Annotated in this window: 18 protein-coding genes; all 18 read left to right on the forward strand. The window is 59.4% G+C overall.

Features of this window, described 5'->3' with window-relative positions; translation table 11 throughout:
• Positions 1–148 precede the first annotated feature (148 nt).
• Positions 149–994, forward strand: coding sequence for a flagellin domain-containing protein (locus ACYZT7_RS09170; protein ID WP_462040777.1), 846 nt, complete (start codon positions 149–151; stop codon positions 992–994).
• A 72-nt stretch (positions 995–1,066) separates the two neighbouring features.
• A complete protein-coding gene (locus tag ACYZT7_RS09175) occupies positions 1,067–1,432 on the forward strand; it encodes a flagellar protein FlaG (RefSeq protein WP_462040778.1) in 366 nt (121 codons plus the stop codon).
• An 82-nt stretch (positions 1,433–1,514) separates the two neighbouring features.
• Positions 1,515–2,957, forward strand: coding sequence for a flagellar filament capping protein FliD (gene fliD / locus ACYZT7_RS09180; protein WP_462040779.1), 1,443 nt, complete (start codon positions 1,515–1,517; stop codon positions 2,955–2,957).
• Positions 2,958–3,083: 126 nt separating this feature from the next.
• Positions 3,084–3,479 (forward strand): flagellar export chaperone FliS, encoded by a 396-nt coding sequence (fliS, locus tag ACYZT7_RS09185; protein ID WP_462040780.1) that lies wholly within the window; start codon positions 3,084–3,086, stop codon positions 3,477–3,479.
• 10 nt (positions 3,480–3,489) lie between these two features.
• On the forward strand, positions 3,490–3,786 hold the full coding sequence (locus ACYZT7_RS09190; protein ID WP_462040781.1) for a flagellar protein FliT: 297 nt from the start codon (positions 3,490–3,492) through the stop codon (positions 3,784–3,786).
• A gap of 174 nt (positions 3,787–3,960) precedes the next feature.
• Complete coding sequence (locus tag ACYZT7_RS09195; protein ID WP_462040782.1) at positions 3,961–5,436, forward strand: sigma-54 dependent transcriptional regulator; 1,476 nt, start codon at positions 3,961–3,963, stop codon at positions 5,434–5,436.
• A gap of 128 nt (positions 5,437–5,564) precedes the next feature.
• Positions 5,565–6,770 (forward strand): sensor histidine kinase, encoded by a 1,206-nt coding sequence (locus ACYZT7_RS09200; RefSeq protein WP_462040783.1) that lies wholly within the window; start codon positions 5,565–5,567, stop codon positions 6,768–6,770.
• Between the two features lie 5 nt (positions 6,771–6,775).
• Positions 6,776–8,161: a sigma-54-dependent response regulator transcription factor FleR gene (fleR, locus tag ACYZT7_RS09205; RefSeq protein ID WP_462040784.1), complete on the forward strand. Its 1,386-nt coding sequence runs from the start codon at positions 6,776–6,778 to the stop codon at positions 8,159–8,161.
• 146 nt (positions 8,162–8,307) lie between these two features.
• Positions 8,308–8,637, forward strand: coding sequence for a flagellar hook-basal body complex protein FliE (gene fliE, locus ACYZT7_RS09210; protein WP_462040785.1), 330 nt, complete (start codon positions 8,308–8,310; stop codon positions 8,635–8,637).
• Positions 8,638–8,651: 14 nt separating this feature from the next.
• Positions 8,652–10,439 carry a flagellar basal-body MS-ring/collar protein FliF gene (fliF, locus tag ACYZT7_RS09215; protein ID WP_462040786.1) on the forward strand — a complete coding sequence of 596 codons (1,788 nt, stop codon included), beginning with the start codon at positions 8,652–8,654 and terminating at the stop codon, positions 10,437–10,439.
• Complete coding sequence (gene fliG, locus ACYZT7_RS09220) at positions 10,432–11,451, forward strand: flagellar motor switch protein FliG (protein ID WP_007948903.1); 1,020 nt, start codon at positions 10,432–10,434, stop codon at positions 11,449–11,451. The genes fliF and fliG overlap by 8 nt, the downstream gene beginning before the upstream one ends.
• A gap of 7 nt (positions 11,452–11,458) precedes the next feature.
• A complete protein-coding gene (gene fliH, locus ACYZT7_RS09225; RefSeq protein WP_462040787.1) occupies positions 11,459–12,268 on the forward strand; it encodes a flagellar assembly protein FliH in 810 nt (269 codons plus the stop codon).
• Positions 12,258–13,616, forward strand: coding sequence for a flagellar protein export ATPase FliI (gene fliI, locus ACYZT7_RS09230; RefSeq protein WP_462040788.1), 1,359 nt, complete (start codon positions 12,258–12,260; stop codon positions 13,614–13,616). The genes fliH and fliI overlap by 11 nt, the downstream gene beginning before the upstream one ends.
• Before the next feature lie 6 nt (positions 13,617–13,622).
• A complete protein-coding gene (gene fliJ, locus ACYZT7_RS09235) occupies positions 13,623–14,072 on the forward strand; it encodes a flagellar export protein FliJ (RefSeq protein WP_056742083.1) in 450 nt (149 codons plus the stop codon).
• 96 nt (positions 14,073–14,168) lie between these two features.
• Positions 14,169–14,474, forward strand: coding sequence for an STAS domain-containing protein (locus tag ACYZT7_RS09240; protein ID WP_008151067.1), 306 nt, complete (start codon positions 14,169–14,171; stop codon positions 14,472–14,474).
• Between the two features lie 5 nt (positions 14,475–14,479).
• Entirely contained in the window at positions 14,480–16,186 is a 1,707-nt protein-coding gene (locus tag ACYZT7_RS09245) for an ATP-binding SpoIIE family protein phosphatase (RefSeq protein ID WP_462040789.1), read from the forward strand.
• A 30-nt stretch (positions 16,187–16,216) separates the two neighbouring features.
• Positions 16,217–16,564: an Hpt domain-containing protein gene (locus ACYZT7_RS09250; RefSeq protein ID WP_462040790.1), complete on the forward strand. Its 348-nt coding sequence runs from the start codon at positions 16,217–16,219 to the stop codon at positions 16,562–16,564.
• A gap of 105 nt (positions 16,565–16,669) precedes the next feature.
• Positions 16,670–18,028 carry a flagellar hook-length control protein FliK gene (locus ACYZT7_RS09255; protein ID WP_462040791.1) on the forward strand — a complete coding sequence of 453 codons (1,359 nt, stop codon included), beginning with the start codon at positions 16,670–16,672 and terminating at the stop codon, positions 18,026–18,028.
• Positions 18,029–18,243: the final 215 nt, after the last annotated feature.

Consider the following 18,243-nt stretch of genomic DNA (forward strand, 5'->3'; position numbering starts at 1 on the left):
TGAGGGTGGCAGTGTGATGTCAAAATTTTTTCAAAATCCCCTAAAGCAACCTGCGTTCGCGACGATAACTATTACGAAGGTTCTCTAGGCCATACCCGGCGGTTGCCAGGGCCGGAAGCCGCAGTACCCAACCAACGAGGAATTCGTCATGGCTTTGACAGTAAACACCAACACTACGTCGCTGAATGTTCAGAAAAACCTGAACAAGGCCTCTGATGCGCTTTCGACTTCGATGACTCGCCTGTCTTCCGGCCTGAAAATCAACAGCGCCAAAGACGACGCCGCCGGCCTGCAAATCGCTACCCGTATGACCTCGCAGATCCGTGGTCAGACCATGGCTATCAAAAACGCCAACGACGGTGTTTCGATCGCTCAGACCGCTGAAGGCGCTCTGCAAGAGTCGTCCAACATTCTGCAGCGTATGCGTGAAATCGCACTGCAATCGCGAAACGACTCCAACGGCACTGCTGACCGTACCGCTCTGGACAAAGAATACAAACAGTCCATCGATGAACTGACTCGTATTGCCAAGTCCACCAACCTGAACGGCAAGGCTCTGATCGACGGTACTGCTGGTGCGATGGAATTCCAGGTTGGTGCGGGTACTACTTCCGACAACCAGATCACCCTGACCCTGTCGACGAGCTTCGACGCCAGCGCCCTGGGCATGACCGGTACTACCATTTCCGGTACTTCCAACGCAGCCAACCACTCGGCAGTACTGTCGGCTGTCTCGGCTATCGACCTGGCACTGGCGAACATCAACGCCACTCGTGCTGACCTCGGTGCTGCTCAAAACCGTTTCTCCACCACCATCTCCAACCTGCAGAACATCAACGAAAACGCCGAAGCTGCACGTAGCCGCGTACAAGATACCGACTTCGCTGCTGAAACTGCACAGCTGACCAAGCAACAAACTCTGCAACAAGCCTCCACCGCAGTTCTGGCTCAGGCCAACCAACTGCCATCCGCTGTACTGAAACTGCTTCAGTAATAGCCGGATGAGTTTTGGCGGGGGAGTGCGCACGCGCGCTCTCTCGCTTTTTTAGTTTAAGAGGTGATGGACATGGATATGAGCGTGAAGCTGAACTTGTCTTATCCAGCCGCGAAGCCGGCGACGACTGTTGCTGACAAGCCGATGGAAAAACCTCGAACCGATGCTGCCACTGTGGCAACGGTCAAGGATGAGCCAAAAGACGCGGTAACCGAGCAGGACAAACTGAAGATGGCCGTTCAGGAAATTGAAAAGTTCGTTCAATCGGTCAAGCGCAATCTGGAGTTCTCGATCGATGAGCCTTCAGGCAAGGTAATTGTCAGAGTGATTGCCAGCGACTCGGGTGAAGTGGTTCGCCAGATCCCTAACGAAGAAGTCCTCAAGCTGGCCAATAGTTTGAATGATGCAAGCAGCCTGTTGTTCAGCGCTAAAGTCTGACAACTGGCACGAATTTTGTTGCTATGTTCTTTTGGGCGTTTTAATGGTCAAAAGGCCGGCGACACACTGAAGGGAGTCCCACATGGCAAGTCCAATTCTACCGGGTCTGGGGTTAGGCTCCGGGCTTGACACCGGTGCTATCGTCAAAGCCTTGGTTGATGCTGACAAAGCGGCCAAGCAGAGTCAGATCAACCGACAGACGACCACCAATACTTCGCAGATTTCCGGTATCGGGACCCTCAAGAGTGTCCTCGCGAACTTCCAGACCGCGATCAAAAACCTCGGTAGTACCACGACCCCGCAGTTCCTGGGTTACACCGCCACGAGTTCCGATCCGAAAGTGCTGACCTCTGTCGCCAGCAACTCGGCGGTCAACGGCACTTATGTCATCAAGGTCAACAATCTCGCGACCTCGTCGAAAGTGGCGACTGCCGCGTTTGCTGGCGGCCCTAGCAGTGCCATTCCGAGTGGTACGCTCAATATCACTCAAAATGGCATTTCCCGTCCTGTCGACATTCCCGCCGGCGCCACGCTGCAATCGGTACGGGATGCGATCAACACCCAGCAAGGCGCCAATGGCTTCAGTGCCAACATTGTCACTGACTCCTTCGGCTCTCGTTTGGTGATGGGGTCCACTGCTACTGGTGCAGGTTCCGATATCACTCTCAGTGGTATTGCCGGCCTGGAAATCACCGCAGGCCAGAAAATGGGCACCACGCCTACGGCGACCTCGGCCGGTGCGATCGGCGAACTCGCTGTGGACGCCAGCTTCACGGTTGACGGACTGGCGATCACCAGCAAATCCAACACCGTGGACGGCGCTGTTTCCGGGCTGACACTGAATCTGGTGGCGGGTGGTGGGGCAACATCCACTGTGACGGTCGGGCCGAACAGTGACGGTTTGAAAAAATCGATCCAGGCTTTTGTCGATGCTTACAACCAGGTTGTCAGCAGCGTCAATACGCTGACCAAGCCCTCCCTGGATAAAGATGGCAAGCCAACCATTGCCGCGGCATTGACCGGTGACCCGCTGGCTCGGGGCATCCTGGCGTCGATCCGTGAACCGTTGGCCAGTACTGGTGCAGGCGACAAGCTGACCGTACTTTCACAGTTGGGTATTACCACCAACCAGAAAACCGGTGCGCTCGATTTTGACAGCACCAAGTTCTCTGCAGCTATGAATACGCAGAAGCTGGGTGGTGAGGTTCAGAAGCTGTTCCTGGGTGATCCAACGGCGACCGGTGATGCGGCCAAGGGGCTGCTGGAACGAATGAATACGGTGCTTACGCCTTACACCGTCACTGGCAGCGAAGGCATCCTTGATGCGCGTTCGACCAGCCTGGCGAAGGTCAAAACCAACCTGGCCAGCCAGCAGGAGGCACTGGATCGTCGGATCGCGACGCTGACCGACGTGCTGACCAAGAAGTACAACGCCATGGACACCCTGGTCGGTAAGCTAAAGGCTACTGCCAGCAACATTACCTCGATGTTCGAGGCAATGAACGCACAGAAAAACGCCTCATAGCGCGTAAGCGCCAAAAGCCCGGCAGCGGATTTCGCTTGTCGGGCTTTTTTTGTTTCGATCTAAAGATCTTTGACGCCGTGTCGATACACTGGCTATACGAATCACAAAGTTTTAATGAGGTAGAACATGAACCCGATGTTAGCCCTTCGGCAGTACCAGAAGATTGGCGCTCAGGCCCAGACTTCCGAAGCCAGCCCCCATCGCCTGGTGCAAATGCTCATGGAGGGTGGTCTGGATCGCATCGCTCAGGCCAAGGGTGCCATGGAGCGCAAGGATATCCCCAACAAAGGCATTTTCATCGGCAAGGCGATCGGGATCATCGGCGGCTTGCGCGAGGGCCTGGACCTGGAAAACTCTGTTGAGTCTGTGGGTGAGCTAGACAATCTCTACACCTACATGATGAAGCGTCTGACAGAAGCCAACGTCAAAACCGATCCAAAGATTCTCGACGAAGTCGCCGATCTGCTTCGCACCGTCAAAGACGGCTGGGATGCTATCGCCGCGCCGGGTCCGCAGTTTTAAGGAGATCACCATGAGTCTTGTATTGCAGCGAATCGAACAAACCCGTGATGGCCTGGTCGGTGCTTTGGCTGAGCGTAACTGGGAAGCCATTGGTGAATTGGACCTGGCTTGTCGTTCCTGCATGGAAGACGTTTTGAGTGAAGCTTCGGTGGACGAGGCCGCGTTGCGCGATAACCTTGAGGAGTTGCTGGGGGTGTATAAACAGCTTCTGGAGGCGGCGACAGGGGAGAGGCAAGCGATAGTTGACGAGATGTCGCAGATCCACCAAGCGCAGAACGCGGCAAAGGTTTACCATCTGTTTGGTTGATTAACCGTCAGTTAATACAAACATAGTGCGCCATAAATTTGACTGTGCGCGGTTTTTTGACTTAACTAGTGGCTGGTTGAACATTTCAGGCGTCTACAGGCATCAACGTGTCTGCAAGCGTCTAGCTTGCCCCCTCATTTCGGGCATTGAGTTGACTAGGGAAGTTGCTATTGCATGTGGCGTGAAACCAAAATTCTGCTGATTGATGACGATAGCGTCCGCCGCCGCGACTTGGCGGTGATATTAAATTTTCTTGGCGAAGAAAATTTACCCTGCGGGAGCCATGACTGGCAGCAGGCTGTCGGCTCATTGTCATCAAGTCGTGAAGTGATCTGTGTCCTCATCGGGACGGTCAATGCGCCTGGTGCACTTACGGGCTTGTTAAAGACACTCTCAACCTGGGATGAGTTCCTTCCGGTTTTGTTAATGGGCGATAATTCTTCCGTTGACTTGCCAGAAGACCAGCGTCGCCGAGTGCTTTCGACCCTCGAAATGCCGCCCAGCTACAGCAAATTGCTCGACTCCTTGCACCGTGCCCAGGTCTATCGCGAGATGTACGACCAGGCCCGCGAGCGCGGTCGTCATCGCGAACCCAATCTTTTTCGCAGTCTTGTCGGCACCAGCCGGGCGATTCAACACGTCCGTCAGATGATGCAGCAAGTCGCCGACACCGACGCCAGCGTGCTGATCCTCGGCGAGTCCGGGACCGGCAAGGAAGTGGTTGCGCGCAACCTGCACTATCACTCCAAGCGTCGTGACGCGCCGTTCGTTCCGGTCAACTGCGGGGCGATCCCGGCCGAGTTGCTGGAAAGCGAACTGTTCGGTCACGAAAAGGGCGCGTTCACCGGTGCGATCACCAGCCGTGCCGGACGTTTCGAATTGGCCAACGGCGGCACCCTGTTCCTCGATGAAATCGGCGACATGCCGTTGCCGATGCAGGTCAAGTTGCTGCGCGTGTTGCAGGAGCGCACCTTCGAGCGCGTGGGCAGCAACAGGACCCAGAGCGTCGACGTTCGCATCATCGCTGCGACCCACAAGAATCTCGAAAGCATGATCGAGATCGGCACCTTCCGCGAAGACCTGTACTACCGCCTGAACGTGTTCCCGATCGAGATGGCGCCACTGCGCGAACGTGTCGAAGACATTCCTCTGCTGATGAACGAGTTGATCTCGCGCATGGAGCACGAGAAGCGTGGTTCGATCCGTTTCAATTCCGCGGCGATCATGTCGCTGTGCCGTCACGGCTGGCCGGGCAACGTCCGCGAACTCGCCAACCTGGTGGAGCGCATGGCGATCATGCATCCGTACGGAGTGATCGGCGTGGTCGAATTGCCGAAGAAATTCCGTTACGTCGACGATGAAGACGAGCAGTTGGTCGACAGCCTGCGCAGCGATCTCGAAGAGCGGGTGGCCATCAACGGTCATACTCCGGATTTCTCTGCCGGGGCCCTGCTGCCGCCGGAAGGCCTGGACCTGAAGGACTACCTCGGTGGTCTGGAGCAAGGGCTGATTCAGCAAGCGCTGGATGATGCCAATGGCATCGTGGCGCGCGCGGCAGAGCGGCTGCGAATTCGTCGCACCACACTGGTGGAGAAGATGCGCAAGTACGGCATGAGCCGTCGTGACGGTGATGAACAGGCGGATGATTGACGCCTGTTTTTCAAGTCCTTCATTTGTAGGCGGTTTTTTTTAGGCACGGGTATTGCTACATCCCTCGCAACGTTCCGTTTAACTGACGGTCAGCCAAGCGAGATAGCCCAATGCCCCAAGCCGCCCAGATGTCTCCTGTCCCTGACGCTTCGGGGCAATCGTCGTCCGCAGGGCAGGTGAGCCGGCTTGGTCTTGAGCAGGCGTTTGCACTGTTCAACCAGATGTCGAGCCAATTGACCGACTCTTACAGCATGCTCGAAGCTCGGGTCACCGAGCTCAAGGGTGAGCTGGCGGTCGTCAGCGCTCAGCGCATGCAGGAGCTGGCGGAAAAAGAACGCCTGGCCAACCGGCTGCAAAACCTCCTTGATTTGTTGCCCGGCGGCGTCATCGTTATCGACGCCCAAGGCATCGTGCGCGAAGCCAACCCCGCTGCCTGCGAACTGCTCGGCCTGCCCCTCGAAGGCGAGCTGTGGCGTCATGTCATTGCCCGCTGCTTTGCGCCCCGTGAGGACGACGGCCATGAAATCTCTCTCAAGGACGGTCGACGCTTGTCGATCTCCACTCGCTCGCTGGATGCCGAGCCCGGTCAGTTGGTGTTGCTCAACGACCTGACTGAAACCCGTCATCTGCAAGATCAGCTGGCTCGCCACGAACGTCTGTCGTCCCTCGGTCGAATGGTCGCCTCGCTGGCTCATCAGATTCGTACACCGTTATCCGCCGCCTTGCTCTACGCCAGTCATTTGACTGAGCAGGTTTTGCCGGTCGAGACCCAGCAACGTTTTGCGGGGCGCCTGAAAGAGCGTCTGCATGAGTTGGAGCATCAGGTTCGCGACATGCTGGTGTTTGCGCGCGGCGAGCTGCCGCTGACCGATCGCGTCACGCCCAAGGTGCTGATGCAGTCGCTGCAGGCGGCCGCACTGACCCATGTGCAGGACCTGCCGATTCGCTGGCAGTGCGACAGTCATTCCGGCGAGTTGCTGTGCAATCGCGACACGCTGGTCGGGGCGATCCTGAACCTGATCGAGAACGCCATTCAGGCCAGTGCCGGCGACGTCCGCTTGAAGGTCCACCTTTATACCCGTGACGACAATTTGCGCGTATCTGTCAGTGACAGCGGCAGTGGCATCGATACGAAAGTGCTGGCACGACTCGGCGAGCCGTTTTTTACCACTAAAACCACCGGAACCGGCCTTGGCCTGACCGTGGTCAAGGCAGTGGCTCGTGCCCATCAGGGAGAATTGCAGCTGCGCTCGCGGCTCGGTCGCGGCACGTGTGCACAGGTGATCCTGCCACTTTTTTCCGGTGAAAAGCCCCACGCTCAGGGAGCGGAGTGAAGGACATGGCAATCAAGGTTTTACTGGTCGAGGATGACCGCGCGCTACGCGAAGCACTGGCGGATACGCTGCTGCTCGCGGGGCACGATTACACGGCGGTAGGCTCGGCAGAAGAAGCGCTGGCGGCGGTTGGTAATGAGGCGTTCAACCTGGTGCTGAGTGACGTCAACATGCCCGGCATGGACGGCCATCAACTGCTCGGATTACTGCGCACTCGTCAGCCGCAGTTGCCGGTGTTGCTGATGACGGCTCACGGCGCTGTGGAGCGGGCAGTCGATGCGATGCGCCAGGGCGCGGCGGATTACCTGGTCAAACCGTTTGAGCCCAAGGCCTTGCTCGATCTGGTGGCGCGTCATGCGCTGGGCAGTCTCGGTGCGGCCGAGGGCGAGGGGCCTGTAGCGTTCGAGCCGGCCAGTGCGCAATTGCTGGAATTGGCTGCACGGGTAGCGCGCAGTGATTCCACGGTATTGATCTCCGGTGAGTCCGGGACCGGTAAAGAAGTGCTGGCGCGTTACATTCATCAGCACTCTCATCGTGCCAGTCAGCCGTTCATTGCGATCAACTGCGCAGCCATTCCCGACAACATGCTTGAAGCCACGCTGTTCGGTCATGAGAAGGGCTCGTTCACTGGCGCCATCGCGGCTCAGGCCGGCAAGTTCGAACAGGCTGATGGCGGGACCATCCTGCTCGACGAAATTTCCGAAATGCCGTTGGGCCTGCAGGCCAAGTTGCTGCGCGTGTTGCAAGAGCGCGAAGTCGAGCGGGTCGGGGCGCGCAAGCCGATCACGCTGGACATTCGGGTCGTCGCGACCACCAACCGTGACCTGGCAGGGGAAGTGGCGGCGGGGCGTTTCCGCGAAGATCTTTACTATCGCCTGTCGGTGTTTCCGCTGGCCTGGCGTCCGTTGCGCGAGCGTACCGCAGACATCCTGCCGCTCGCCGAGCGTCTGCTGGCCAAGTACGTCAATAAAATGAAGCATGCCGCGGCAAGGCTGTCGCCTGAGGCACAGGCGTGCCTGGTCGGTTATCCGTGGCCGGGTAATGTGCGTGAACTGGATAACGCGATTCAGCGGGCGCTGATCCTGCAGCAGGGCGGTTTGATACAGCCTGAGGATTTCTGCCTGGCCGGGCCAGTCGCCTGTGCGCCGTTGCCAGCCTTGGTGCCGACGTCCGTGCGAGCCGCGGAGGTCGAATCCGTGCCGGCCGGGGCATTGGGTGATGACCTGCGTCGCCGTGAATTCCAGATGATCATCGACACCTTGCGCTCCGAGCGCGGCCGTCGCAAAGAGGCCGCCGAGCGTTTAGGCATCAGTCCGCGCACCCTGCGCTACAAGCTGGCGCAGATGCGTGATGCCGGAATGGACGTGGAAGCTTATTTGTTCGCCACCTGATTCGTTAGCCATGCAAAGCCCGGGACAGCTTTTGTTTAGAGCGGCCACGGAGCTGGCACCCTTGTTGCTAACACCTCACTACCCGCCGAGTGAGTGTCAAAAAATTGCGGGTCGCCAAAGACGTAGCTCGTCAAAGAGAGTAGACCATGAGTCAAGGTATTGAATTTAATCGATTGATGCTGGACATGCGCTCCATGCAAATGGATGCCATGTCGGCGTCGAAATCGACTGCCGCAGTTCCTGAAATGGGTGGCAGCAGCTTTGCCGACATGCTCGGTCAAGCCGTCAATAAAGTGAACGACACCCAGCAGGCGTCCAGTCAGTTGGCCAGTGCCTTCGAGATCGGCAAGAGCGGCGTCGACCTGACGGACGTGATGATTTCCTCGCAGAAGGCCAGCGTGTCTTTTCAAGCGTTGACGCAAGTACGCAACAAGCTGGTTCAGGCATACCAAGACATCATGCAGATGCCGGTTTAAGGACGAATTGAGTCATGGCAGAAGCAGTCGCCGATAATGTTCCGGCCAAGGCCACTCCAGTAGACGGCAAGCCGCCGCTGTTCGGGTTGTCCTTCCTGGAAAACCTCTCCGAGATGACCATGTTGCGTCAGGTGGGCCTGTTGGTCGGCCTGGCTGCGAGCGTGGCGATTGGCTTCGCCGTGGTGTTGTGGTCCCAGCAGCCGGACTACCGGCCTCTGTACGGCAGCCTTGCCGGTATGGACGCCAAACAGGTCATGGATACCCTGGCCGCAGCCGACATTCCCTATACCGTTGAACCGAATTCCGGTGCCTTGCTGGTCAAGGCCGATGACCTGTCCCGTGCGCGAATCAAACTCGCGGGCGCTGGTGTCACTCCCAGCGACGGCAACATCGGTTTTGAAATTCTCGACAAGGACCAGGGCCTGGGCACCAGCCAGTTCATGGAAGCGACCCGATATCGTCGCGGTCTCGAAGGCGAACTGGCCCGCACCATTTCCAGCCTGAACAACGTCAAGGGTGCCCGCGTGCACTTGGCGATTCCGAAGAGTTCGGTGTTCGTGCGCGACGAGCGCAAGCCGAGCGCTTCGGTTCTGGTTGAGCTGTACTCCGGCCGCTCGCTGGAGCCTGGCCAAGTGCTGGCGATCATCAACCTGGTGGCCACCAGCGTTCCCGAACTCAGCAAATCCCAGATCACCGTCGTCGATCAGAAGGGCACCTTGCTCTCCGATCAGGCGGAGAACTCCGAACTGACCATGGCCGGCAAGCAATTCGATTACAGCCGCCGCATGGAAAGCATGCTGACTCAGCGCGTACACAACATCCTGCAACCGGTGCTGGGCAACGATCGCTATAAAGCCGAAGTCTCGGCCGACGTGGATTTCAGTGCTGTCGAGTCAACCTCCGAGCAGTTCAACCCGGATCAACCGGCCTTGCGCAGCGAGCAGTCGGTCAATGAACAACGCACCGCCAGCAATGGCCCGCAAGGTGTGCCGGGTGCTTTGAGCAACCAGCCACCAGCGCCAGCCTCCGCGCCGCAAACCACCGGTGGCGCTACAGCGTCGGCCGGCATGGTGCAGCCAGGCCAGCCATTGATTGATGCCAACGGTCAGCAAATCATGGACCCGGCCACCGGCCAGCCCATGCTCGCACCGTACCCGGCGGACAAGCGTCAACAATCCACCAAGAACTTCGAGCTCGACCGTTCCATCAGCCACACCAAACAACAGCAGGGCCGTTTGAATCGCCTGTCGGTGTCAGTGGTGGTGGATGACCAGGTCAAGATCAACGCGGCCAACGGTGAAACCACCCGTGCACCGTGGAGCGCCGATGAACTGGCGCGCTTCACTCGCCTGGTACAGGACGCCGTCGGCTTCGACGCCAGCCGTGGCGACAGCGTCAGCGTAATCAACATGCCGTTCTCCGCCGAGCGCGGTGAAGTGATTGCCGAAATTCCGTTCTACTCCCAGCCGTGGTTCTGGGACATCGTCAAGCAAGTGCTGGGTGTCTTGTTCATCCTGGTGCTGGTGTTCGGTGTGCTGCGTCCGGTACTCAACAACATCACCGGTGGTGGCAAAGGCAAGCAGTTTGCAGCCTTGGGCAGCGACGTCGAGTTGGGTGGCATGGGCGGTCTGGACGGCGAACTGGCCAACGACCGCGTCAGCCTCGGTGGCCCGACCAGCATCCTGTTGCCGAGCCCGAGCGAAGGCTATGACGCACAGTTGAACGCAATCAAGAGTCTGGTGGCAGAAGATCCGGGTCGCGTGGCCCAGGTCGTGAAAGAGTGGATTAACGCAGATGAGTGATAACCGAGCCGTTGCCGCCAAACTGAGCAAGGTCGACAAAGCCGCGATTCTGCTGCTGTCCCTGGGTTCAACCGACGCCGCCCAGGTGCTGCGCCACATGGGGCCTAAAGAGGTCCAGCGTGTGGGTGTGGCCATGGCCCAAATGGGTAACGTGCACCGCGAACAGGTCGAGCAGGTGATGAGTGAGTTCGTCGACATCGTCGGCGACCAGACCAGCCTCGGCGTCGGCTCCGACGACTACGTGCGCAAAATGCTCACTCAGGCACTGGGCGAAGACAAGGCCAATGGCCTGATCGACCGCATCCTGCTGGGCGGCAACACCAGCGGCCTCGACAGCCTGAAGTGGATGGAGCCGCGCGCCGTCGCCGACGTGATCCGTTACGAGCACCCGCAGATCCAGGCGATCGTCGTGGCGTACCTCGATCCGGACCAGGCCGGCGAAGTGCTCGGCAACTTCGACCACAAGGTGCGTCTGGACATCATTCTGCGGGTGTCCTCGCTGAACACTGTGCAGCCAGCAGCCCTGAAAGAACTCAACCAGATTCTCGAGAAGCAGTTCTCCGGCAACTCGAATGCCTCGCGCACCACCTTGGGTGGCATCAAGCGCGCGGCGGATATCATGAACTTCCTCGACAGCTCGATCGAAGGTCAGCTGATGGACTCGATCCGGGAAGTCGACGAAGACCTGTCCGGTCAGATCGAAGACCTCATGTTCGTGTTCAACAACCTGTCCGATGTCGACGATCGCGGTATTCAGGCACTGCTGCGTGAAGTGTCTTCCGACGTGCTGGTGCTGGCCCTCAAGGGTTCGGACGAAGGCGTCAAAGAGAAGATCTTCAAGAACATGTCCAAACGGGCGGCCGAACTGTTGCGCGACGACCTCGAGGCCAAAGGCCCGGTGCGCGTCAGCGACGTGGAAACGGCGCAGAAAGAAATCCTCACCATTGCCCGCCGTATGGCCGAAGCCGGAGAAATCGTTCTCGGCGGGAAGGGCGGCGAAGAGATGATCTAAGGTCACTATGTCGTCCAAACATGATGAATCCAACACCGACCTGATCCGTGGCAAGGACGTCGGTGGTTTCGATGTCTGGTCGCTGCCCAGTTTCGATCCTTTTGTTCCGGAGCCCGAGCCTGAGCCGGAACCCGAGCCGCCGGAAATGGAAGAAGTGCCGCTGGATGAAGTCCAGCCACTGACCCTCGAAGAACTCGAAAGCATTCGCCAGGAGGCCTACAACGAAGGCTTCGCCACGGGCGAAAAAGAAGGTTTTCACAGCACCACGCTCAAGGTCCGTCAGGAAGCCGAGGTGGCCCTGGCCGCCAAGATTGCCGCTCTGGAGCAACTGATGGGGCATTTGTTCGAGCCTATCGCCGAGCAGGATACCTTGATCGAAAAGTCCCTGGTCGACCTGGTGCAGCACATCACCAAACAGGTGATTCAGCGCGAACTGGCCATCGACTCGACGCAGATCGAACACGTCATGCGCGAGGCTCTCAAGCTCTTGCCGCTGGGCGTGGGCAATGTGCGGCTGTACATCAATCCGCAAGATTTCGAACAGGTCAAAGCCCTGCGCGAACGCCATGAAGAAACCTGGCGCATCGTCGAGGACGAGGCGTTGTTGCCCGGCGGTTGCCGGGTCGAGACTGAACACAGTCGTATCGACGCCACGGTCGAAACCCGCGTTGTGCGGGTTATGGACAAGCTGTTCGATCAGTTGCACGAACAGGCATTGCACCCGGCCGCGCCGGATCTGAGCCTGGAACTGCCGATCAGCGACAAGCCCGCGATCGCGCCGGTCGAACCCGAACTGGACGTTCCCGATGCGCCTTGATCGCACCAGCTTCGCCAAGCGTCTCGGCAGCTACGCCGAGGCCACGGAGTTGGAAGGCGCGCCGATCCTTGAAGGCCGCTTGCTGCGCATGGTCGGCCTGACCCTCGAAGCCGAGGGCTTGCGCGCCGCCATGGGCAGCCGCTGCATGGTCATCAACGACGACAGTTATCACCCGGTGCAGGTCGAAGCCGAAGTCATGGGCTTCTCCGGCAGCAAGGTGTTTCTGATGCCGGTCGGCAGTGTTGCCGGCATCGCTCCCGGTGCCCGTGTGGTTCCTCTGGCCGACACCGGCCGCTTGCCGATGGGCATGAGCATGCTCGGGCGGGTGCTCGATGGCGCCGGTCGCGCGCTGGACGGCAAGGGTGGGATGAAGGCCGAAGATTGGGTGCCGATGGACGGCCCGACCATCAACCCGCTCAAGCGTGAACCGATCAGCGAGCCGCTGGACGTGGGTATTCGCAGCATCAACGGTTTGCTGACGGTCGGTCGCGGCCAGCGTCTTGGCCTGTTTGCCGGTACTGGCGTGGGCAAGAGTGTGCTGCTGGGCATGATGACCCGCTTCACCGAGGCCGACATCATCGTCGTCGGGCTGATCGGTGAGCGGGGTCGTGAAGTTAAAGAATTCATCGAGCATATCCTCGGTGAAGAAGGGCTCAAGCGTTCGGTCGTGGTGGCGTCCCCGGCGGACGATGCGCCGCTGATGCGTCTGCGCGCTGCGATGTACTGCACGCGAATCGCCGAGTATTTCCGCGACAAGGGCAAGAACGTCCTGTTACTCATGGACTCCCTGACCCGTTTCGCCCAGGCCCAGCGGGAAATCGCCCTGGCTATCGGCGAGCCGCCCGCGACCAAGGGTTATCCGCCATCGGTGTTCGCCAAACTACCGAAACTGGTGGAGCGGGCCGGTAATGCCGAGAAGGGCGGCGGTTCGATCACCGCGTTCTACACCGTACTGTCCGAAGGCGATGACCAGCAGGATCCGATTGCCGACGCCGCGCGAGGCGTGCTCGACGGGCACATCGTGCTGTCCAGGCGACTGGCCGAGGAAGGTCATTACCCGGCCATCGATATCGAAGCGTCCATCAGCCGGGTCATGCCGTCGGTGGTGTCGCCGGAACACATGATGCGCGCCCAGTATTTCAAGCAGCTGTGGTCGCGTTATCAGCAGAGTCGAGACCTGATCAGCGTCGGCGCCTACGTCGCGGGTGGTGATCGGGAAACCGACCTGGCGATCTCCCTGCAGCCGCAGTTGGTGAAATACCTGCGCCAGGGCCTGAACGACAGCATCAGCCTGGGCGAAAGCGAAGCCTATCTCGGCACGATTTTCGCTCCCGCGGCCGGCGGCTAACCGGCCATGGCCCAGAGCCGAGCCTCGCGCCTGGCCCCCGTGGTCGAAATGGCCGAAAAGGCTGAGAAAACCGCGGTCCTGCGTCTGGGGCACTTCCAGGGGCAAGTCCGTCTGGCCGAAAGCAAACTCGCCGACCTCGAAGCTTTTCGTCTCGACTATCAAGAGCAGTGGATCGTGCGCGGCAGCAGTGGCGTTTCTGGCCAATGGCTGCTGGGTTATCAAGGCTTCCTTGCGCAACTGGGTACCGCCATCGACCAGCAGCGACAAAGCCTGGTATGGCATCAAAACAACCTGAACAAGGCGCGGGAATCCTGGCAGCAGGCGTTTGCCCGGGTCGAAGGCTTGCGCAAACTGGTGTTGCGCTACAGGGATGAGGCGCGGCGGCTGGAAGACCGGCGTGAGCAAAAGCTGCTGGATGAGTTGTCCCAGCGGTTGCCGCGTCAGGATCCCTATTGATCAGGCAGGGTTCAACCGTTTTCCCGCCTTGCTCCTGCCCTCGCCAAGTGCTAAACCTTGTACACGTACATTCACCAATGACAAGGAAGCCGTTAAATGCCAGTTGTTACAGAAGTCTCCCAAGATGGGCAAAAGCTGACGATATCGGTCAAGGGACGATTCGATTTCGCCAAGCATCAGGAATTTCGCGAGTCCTACGAAAATCTTCAGCCAAAACCCGAGTCCTTCGAGGTGGATCTGAAAGACGCTACCTACCTCGACAGCTCAGCGCTCGGCATGCTGTTGCTATTGCGTGATCACGCTGGCGGCGAGAATGCCGAGATCACGTTGACCAACGCTAACGCAGATGTGCGCAAGATCCTCGCCATCTCCAACTTCGAACAAATCTTCGACGTGGCGTGACCGCCATGCAGTCTTTGTTCGAACCGCTGACGATCCTGATCGCTGAAGACAGCGCGGCCGATCGCATGCTGCTGTCGACCATCGTCCGTCGCCAGGGCCATGAGGTGCTGACGGCCGCCAATGGTGCCGAAGCCGTTGAAGCGTTTCGGCAGCAACGACCGCAACTGGTGCTCATGGACGCCATGATGCCGGTGATGGACGGTTTCGAGGCGGCGCGGCAGATCAAGGTATTGGCCGGGGAAACCCTGGTGCCGATCATCTTCCTCACCTCGCTGACCGAAAGCGAAGCGCTGGCCCGCTGTCTGGAGGCCGGAGGCGACGACTTTCTGGCAAAGCCCTACAACCAGGTGATCCTCGCCGCCAAGATCAAGGCGATGGACCGCTTGCGGCGGTTGCAGGCCACGGTGTTGCAGCAGCGTGACCAGATCGCCAGGCATCACGATTACCTGCTCAACGAGCAGCGGGTGGCCAAAGCCGTGTTCGACAAGGTGGCCCACTCCGGCTGCCTGAGTGCACCGAATATTCGTTACCTGCAATCGCCCTATGCGTTGTTCAACGGCGATCTGCTGCTGGCCGCGTTCACCCCGGCTGGCGACATGCACGTGCTGCTCGGCGATTTTACCGGTCACGGTTTGCCGGCCGCGGTCGGTGCCATGCCCCTGGCCGAAGTTTTCTATGGCATGACCGCCAAGGGTTACGGCCTGTCCGAAACCCTGCGCGAGATGAATGCCAAGCTCAAGCGCATCCTGCCGGTGGACATGTTCTGTTGTGCAACGCTGCTGTGCCTGAGTTTTCAGCGACGTTCGGTGGAGGTCTGGAATGGCGGGATGCCGGACGGTTACCTGCACAGCATCGCCAGTGGTGAGCGCACGGCGCTGAAGGCTCGGCATTTGCCGCTCGGCGTGCTGAGCCCGCAATCGTTTAATGACCGCACCGAGGTGTTTCCCATGGCGGTCGGGGATCGGGTCTTCCTGTTGTCCGACGGGGTGATCGATACGTGCGATGCCAACGAACAGTTGTTTGGTATGGAACGATTGCAGCAGGTGTTTGCGGCCAATCGTCAGCCTGATGAGTTGTTCGAAGAGATCGAGCAGGCGTTGCGGGACTTTCGCGGCGAGGCCCGCGATGACGTGAGCATGGTCGAGGTCAGTCTGCTGGACGCCGCGCAACTGAGCCCGCCGGCGCTGGTGTATTCCGACAGCGGCCAGTCCTGCCCGCTGGACTGGTCAGTGAGTTTCGAGTTTCGCGCCGCCACGCTCAGACGTTTCAATCCACTGCCGTATCTTCTGCAATTGCTGCTTGAGGTCCACGGTCTGCGGGCTCAGAGCGGGGCGCTCTACAGTGTTTTGGCCGAACTGTATTCCAATGCCCTGGAGCATGGCGTGTTAGGGCTGGATTCGGCGCTCAAACGCGATGCCTCGGGTTTTACTCGCTATTATCAACAGCGCAAAACGCGCCTGGACGATTTGCAGGACGGCTTTGTGCGGGTGCATTTGCAGGTTGTCCCGAGGGGCGAGGGCGGCCGCCTGACAGTTCGGGTCGAAGACAGTGGCAAGGGTTTCGATGTCGCGCGGGTGATGGAGCGGCCCGTCGATGGCGTCCGTCTGTCGGGACGTGGCGTCAGTCTGATCCGTCAATTGGGCCACAATGCAAGTTGGTCCGATGATGGTCGAAGTGCCCGCGTGGAATTTTTCTGGGAGGCTCTGGCATAATCCACGCATTCTTGATCAAGGAGTGAGCAAGTGGCTGACACACACCTGGACCGCGACGTGCTGAACGCGTTGCAAGAGGTCATGGAGGATGAGTATCCGACGTTGCTGGATACCTTTCTCGCTGATTCCGAAGAGCGTTTGCGCGACTTGCGAAACGCCGAAGATGCCGCGCAACTCATAAATGCTGCCCATAGTTTCAAAGGCAGTAGCAGCAACATGGGCGCCATTCGCCTGGCTGAGTTGTGTCATGAGCTGGAACAACGCGCCAAGCAAAAAAGCCTCGCCGGCATTGAAAAACTGGTGGGCGAAATTGACGGAGAGTTCGCCATTGTTCGACCGCTCTATGAAGCCGAGCGCCAGCGTTCTCTTGCTGACTGAGACGACCGTCCGGCGCTTTTAGCGCCTGGCACTCAAACCTGGCGCGACCTTTGCAATAATCTCCGTCAACTGTACCTACGATCCCAGTGCCGCGGAGACCGTTCCATGCCCGTTACCCCCAATATGCTGCTTCAGGCCGCCGCGCAGGCCAAGACTCAAGCTGCCTCCGCCAATACACCGGCGCTGGCCGCTGAGCCTGGGGACAAGGCGTCAAGCTTCGCTCAGGTCTACGCCAATCAAGCCCGGAACAAACCCTCGGCGGAGGGTGATGGATCGGCCAAGCCAATACGCGATAAAACGCCGGACAGCCCCGGCAAAAAGGATATCGACAACGACAAGTCTGCCGCCCCGGAACCCGCGGTTGCCGATAGCGGCAAATCCTTGCCCGCCGATAAACCGGCGCTGGCTGACGACAAGGCTGCCAGCGATGAAGCCTCGGATCCGGCTGGAACGTCGGTCGCCGATGCCGCGCCTGTTGACCCGACTCTCGATCCTGCATTGATGCAGGCAGTCCAGCCGGCAGCGCCAGTGCCGACGACTCTGCCAGTGGTAGCCGCCGCGCAGGTCGAAGCGCCGATTGCTGCGGCCGTTACCGCGGCAATCTTTCCCGCCGCAACCACTGACACCGATTTCGACCCCGAAGCCGATCCCCTCGACGCGCTGCCAGCCGTGCGCATGGCCATGGAGCAGAGCGGTCACGTTTCCGCTTCCAGTCAGGCTCAGCCCAAAGCGGCACCGACCTCGGCGCAGGCTCAGGCCGACGGCGAATCGACCTCGGCGCAGAACTTTGCCGCGGGCATGGCGAGCATGCTCGACGTGCAAGCCGACAAGGACAGCACTGGCCAGGGCGGCGACAAGGCCTTCAGCGGTCTTATCGATGACGGTCTCAAGGACCCGAAGTCCGCGAGCAGCGATACCCGGGTCGATGATTTTGCCAACCGTCTGGCGGCGCTGACCCAGGCGGCCACGCCGAAAACCGCCAATGCCTTGCCGGTGAACCAGCCGATCGCCATGCACCAGAGCGGCTGGACCGAAGAAGTGGTGAACCGGGTCATGTACCTGTCCAGTGCCAATCTCAAGGCGGCCGACATCCAGTTGCAACCGGCCGAACTGGGGCGCCTGGACATTCGGGTGAACATGGTTCCGGATCAGCAGACTCAGGTGACTTTCATGAGCGCCCATCCAGGCGTTCGCGAAGCGCTGGAGGGGCAAATGCATCGCTTGCGTGACATGTTTGCGCAGCAGGGCATGGGCCAGGTCGACGTCAACGTGTCCGACCAGTCCCGTGGTTGGCAGGGTCAGGGGCAGGATCAGGCTCAACAGGGCCAAGGCCAGGGCGGGCGCACCAACGCCAGCGGTGGTCGCCTCGATTCCATGGATGAAGAGCTTCCGGTTAGTGTTACCGAAGCTGCGACCAGCACCACCAGCGTGATTGGCTCCAGCGCAGTCGATTATTACGCCTGATCAAACGCAAAACCCTGTGGGAGCGAGCTTGCTCGCGATGAGGCCTTAACAGTCGATATCTTTATTGCCTGTTACGCCGCAATCGCGAGCAAGCTCGCTCCCACATTATTTGTTTTGTGGTGGCTCGTCATCCACCGTCCCCCTGTCTCCCCGACACTTCTGGCATAACACTTGCTCTTGCCTTGCCGTGCGACTGTGAAAACCCGAATAGTGAC

The sequence above is a fragment of the Pseudomonas sp. RT4P38 genome (genome assembly GCF_054897765.1).

What these genes read in the sequence shown, in the direction of transcription:
- ACYZT7_RS09170 (WP_462040777.1), top strand. Translation starts at nt 149, where the DNA reads ATGGCTTTGACAGTAAACACCAACACTACGTCGCTGAATGTTCAGAAA.
- ACYZT7_RS09175 (WP_462040778.1), top strand. Translation starts at nt 1,067, where the DNA reads ATGGATATGAGCGTGAAGCTGAACTTGTCTTATCCAGCCGCGAAGCCG.
- fliD (WP_462040779.1), top strand. Translation starts at nt 1,515, where the DNA reads ATGGCAAGTCCAATTCTACCGGGTCTGGGGTTAGGCTCCGGGCTTGAC.
- fliS (WP_462040780.1), top strand. Translation starts at nt 3,084, where the DNA reads ATGAACCCGATGTTAGCCCTTCGGCAGTACCAGAAGATTGGCGCTCAG.
- ACYZT7_RS09190 (WP_462040781.1), top strand. Translation starts at nt 3,490, where the DNA reads ATGAGTCTTGTATTGCAGCGAATCGAACAAACCCGTGATGGCCTGGTC.
- ACYZT7_RS09195 (WP_462040782.1), top strand. Translation starts at nt 3,961, where the DNA reads ATGTGGCGTGAAACCAAAATTCTGCTGATTGATGACGATAGCGTCCGC.
- ACYZT7_RS09200 (WP_462040783.1), top strand. Translation starts at nt 5,565, where the DNA reads ATGTCTCCTGTCCCTGACGCTTCGGGGCAATCGTCGTCCGCAGGGCAG.
- fleR (WP_462040784.1), top strand. Translation starts at nt 6,776, where the DNA reads ATGGCAATCAAGGTTTTACTGGTCGAGGATGACCGCGCGCTACGCGAA.
- fliE (WP_462040785.1), top strand. Translation starts at nt 8,308, where the DNA reads ATGAGTCAAGGTATTGAATTTAATCGATTGATGCTGGACATGCGCTCC.
- fliF (WP_462040786.1), top strand. Translation starts at nt 8,652, where the DNA reads ATGGCAGAAGCAGTCGCCGATAATGTTCCGGCCAAGGCCACTCCAGTA.
- fliG (WP_007948903.1), top strand. Translation starts at nt 10,432, where the DNA reads ATGAGTGATAACCGAGCCGTTGCCGCCAAACTGAGCAAGGTCGACAAA.
- fliH (WP_462040787.1), top strand. Translation starts at nt 11,459, where the DNA reads ATGTCGTCCAAACATGATGAATCCAACACCGACCTGATCCGTGGCAAG.
- fliI (WP_462040788.1), top strand. Translation starts at nt 12,258, where the DNA reads ATGCGCCTTGATCGCACCAGCTTCGCCAAGCGTCTCGGCAGCTACGCC.
- fliJ (WP_056742083.1), top strand. Translation starts at nt 13,623, where the DNA reads ATGGCCCAGAGCCGAGCCTCGCGCCTGGCCCCCGTGGTCGAAATGGCC.
- ACYZT7_RS09240 (WP_008151067.1), top strand. Translation starts at nt 14,169, where the DNA reads ATGCCAGTTGTTACAGAAGTCTCCCAAGATGGGCAAAAGCTGACGATA.
- ACYZT7_RS09245 (WP_462040789.1), top strand. Translation starts at nt 14,480, where the DNA reads ATGCAGTCTTTGTTCGAACCGCTGACGATCCTGATCGCTGAAGACAGC.
- ACYZT7_RS09255 (WP_462040791.1), top strand. Translation starts at nt 16,670, where the DNA reads ATGCCCGTTACCCCCAATATGCTGCTTCAGGCCGCCGCGCAGGCCAAG.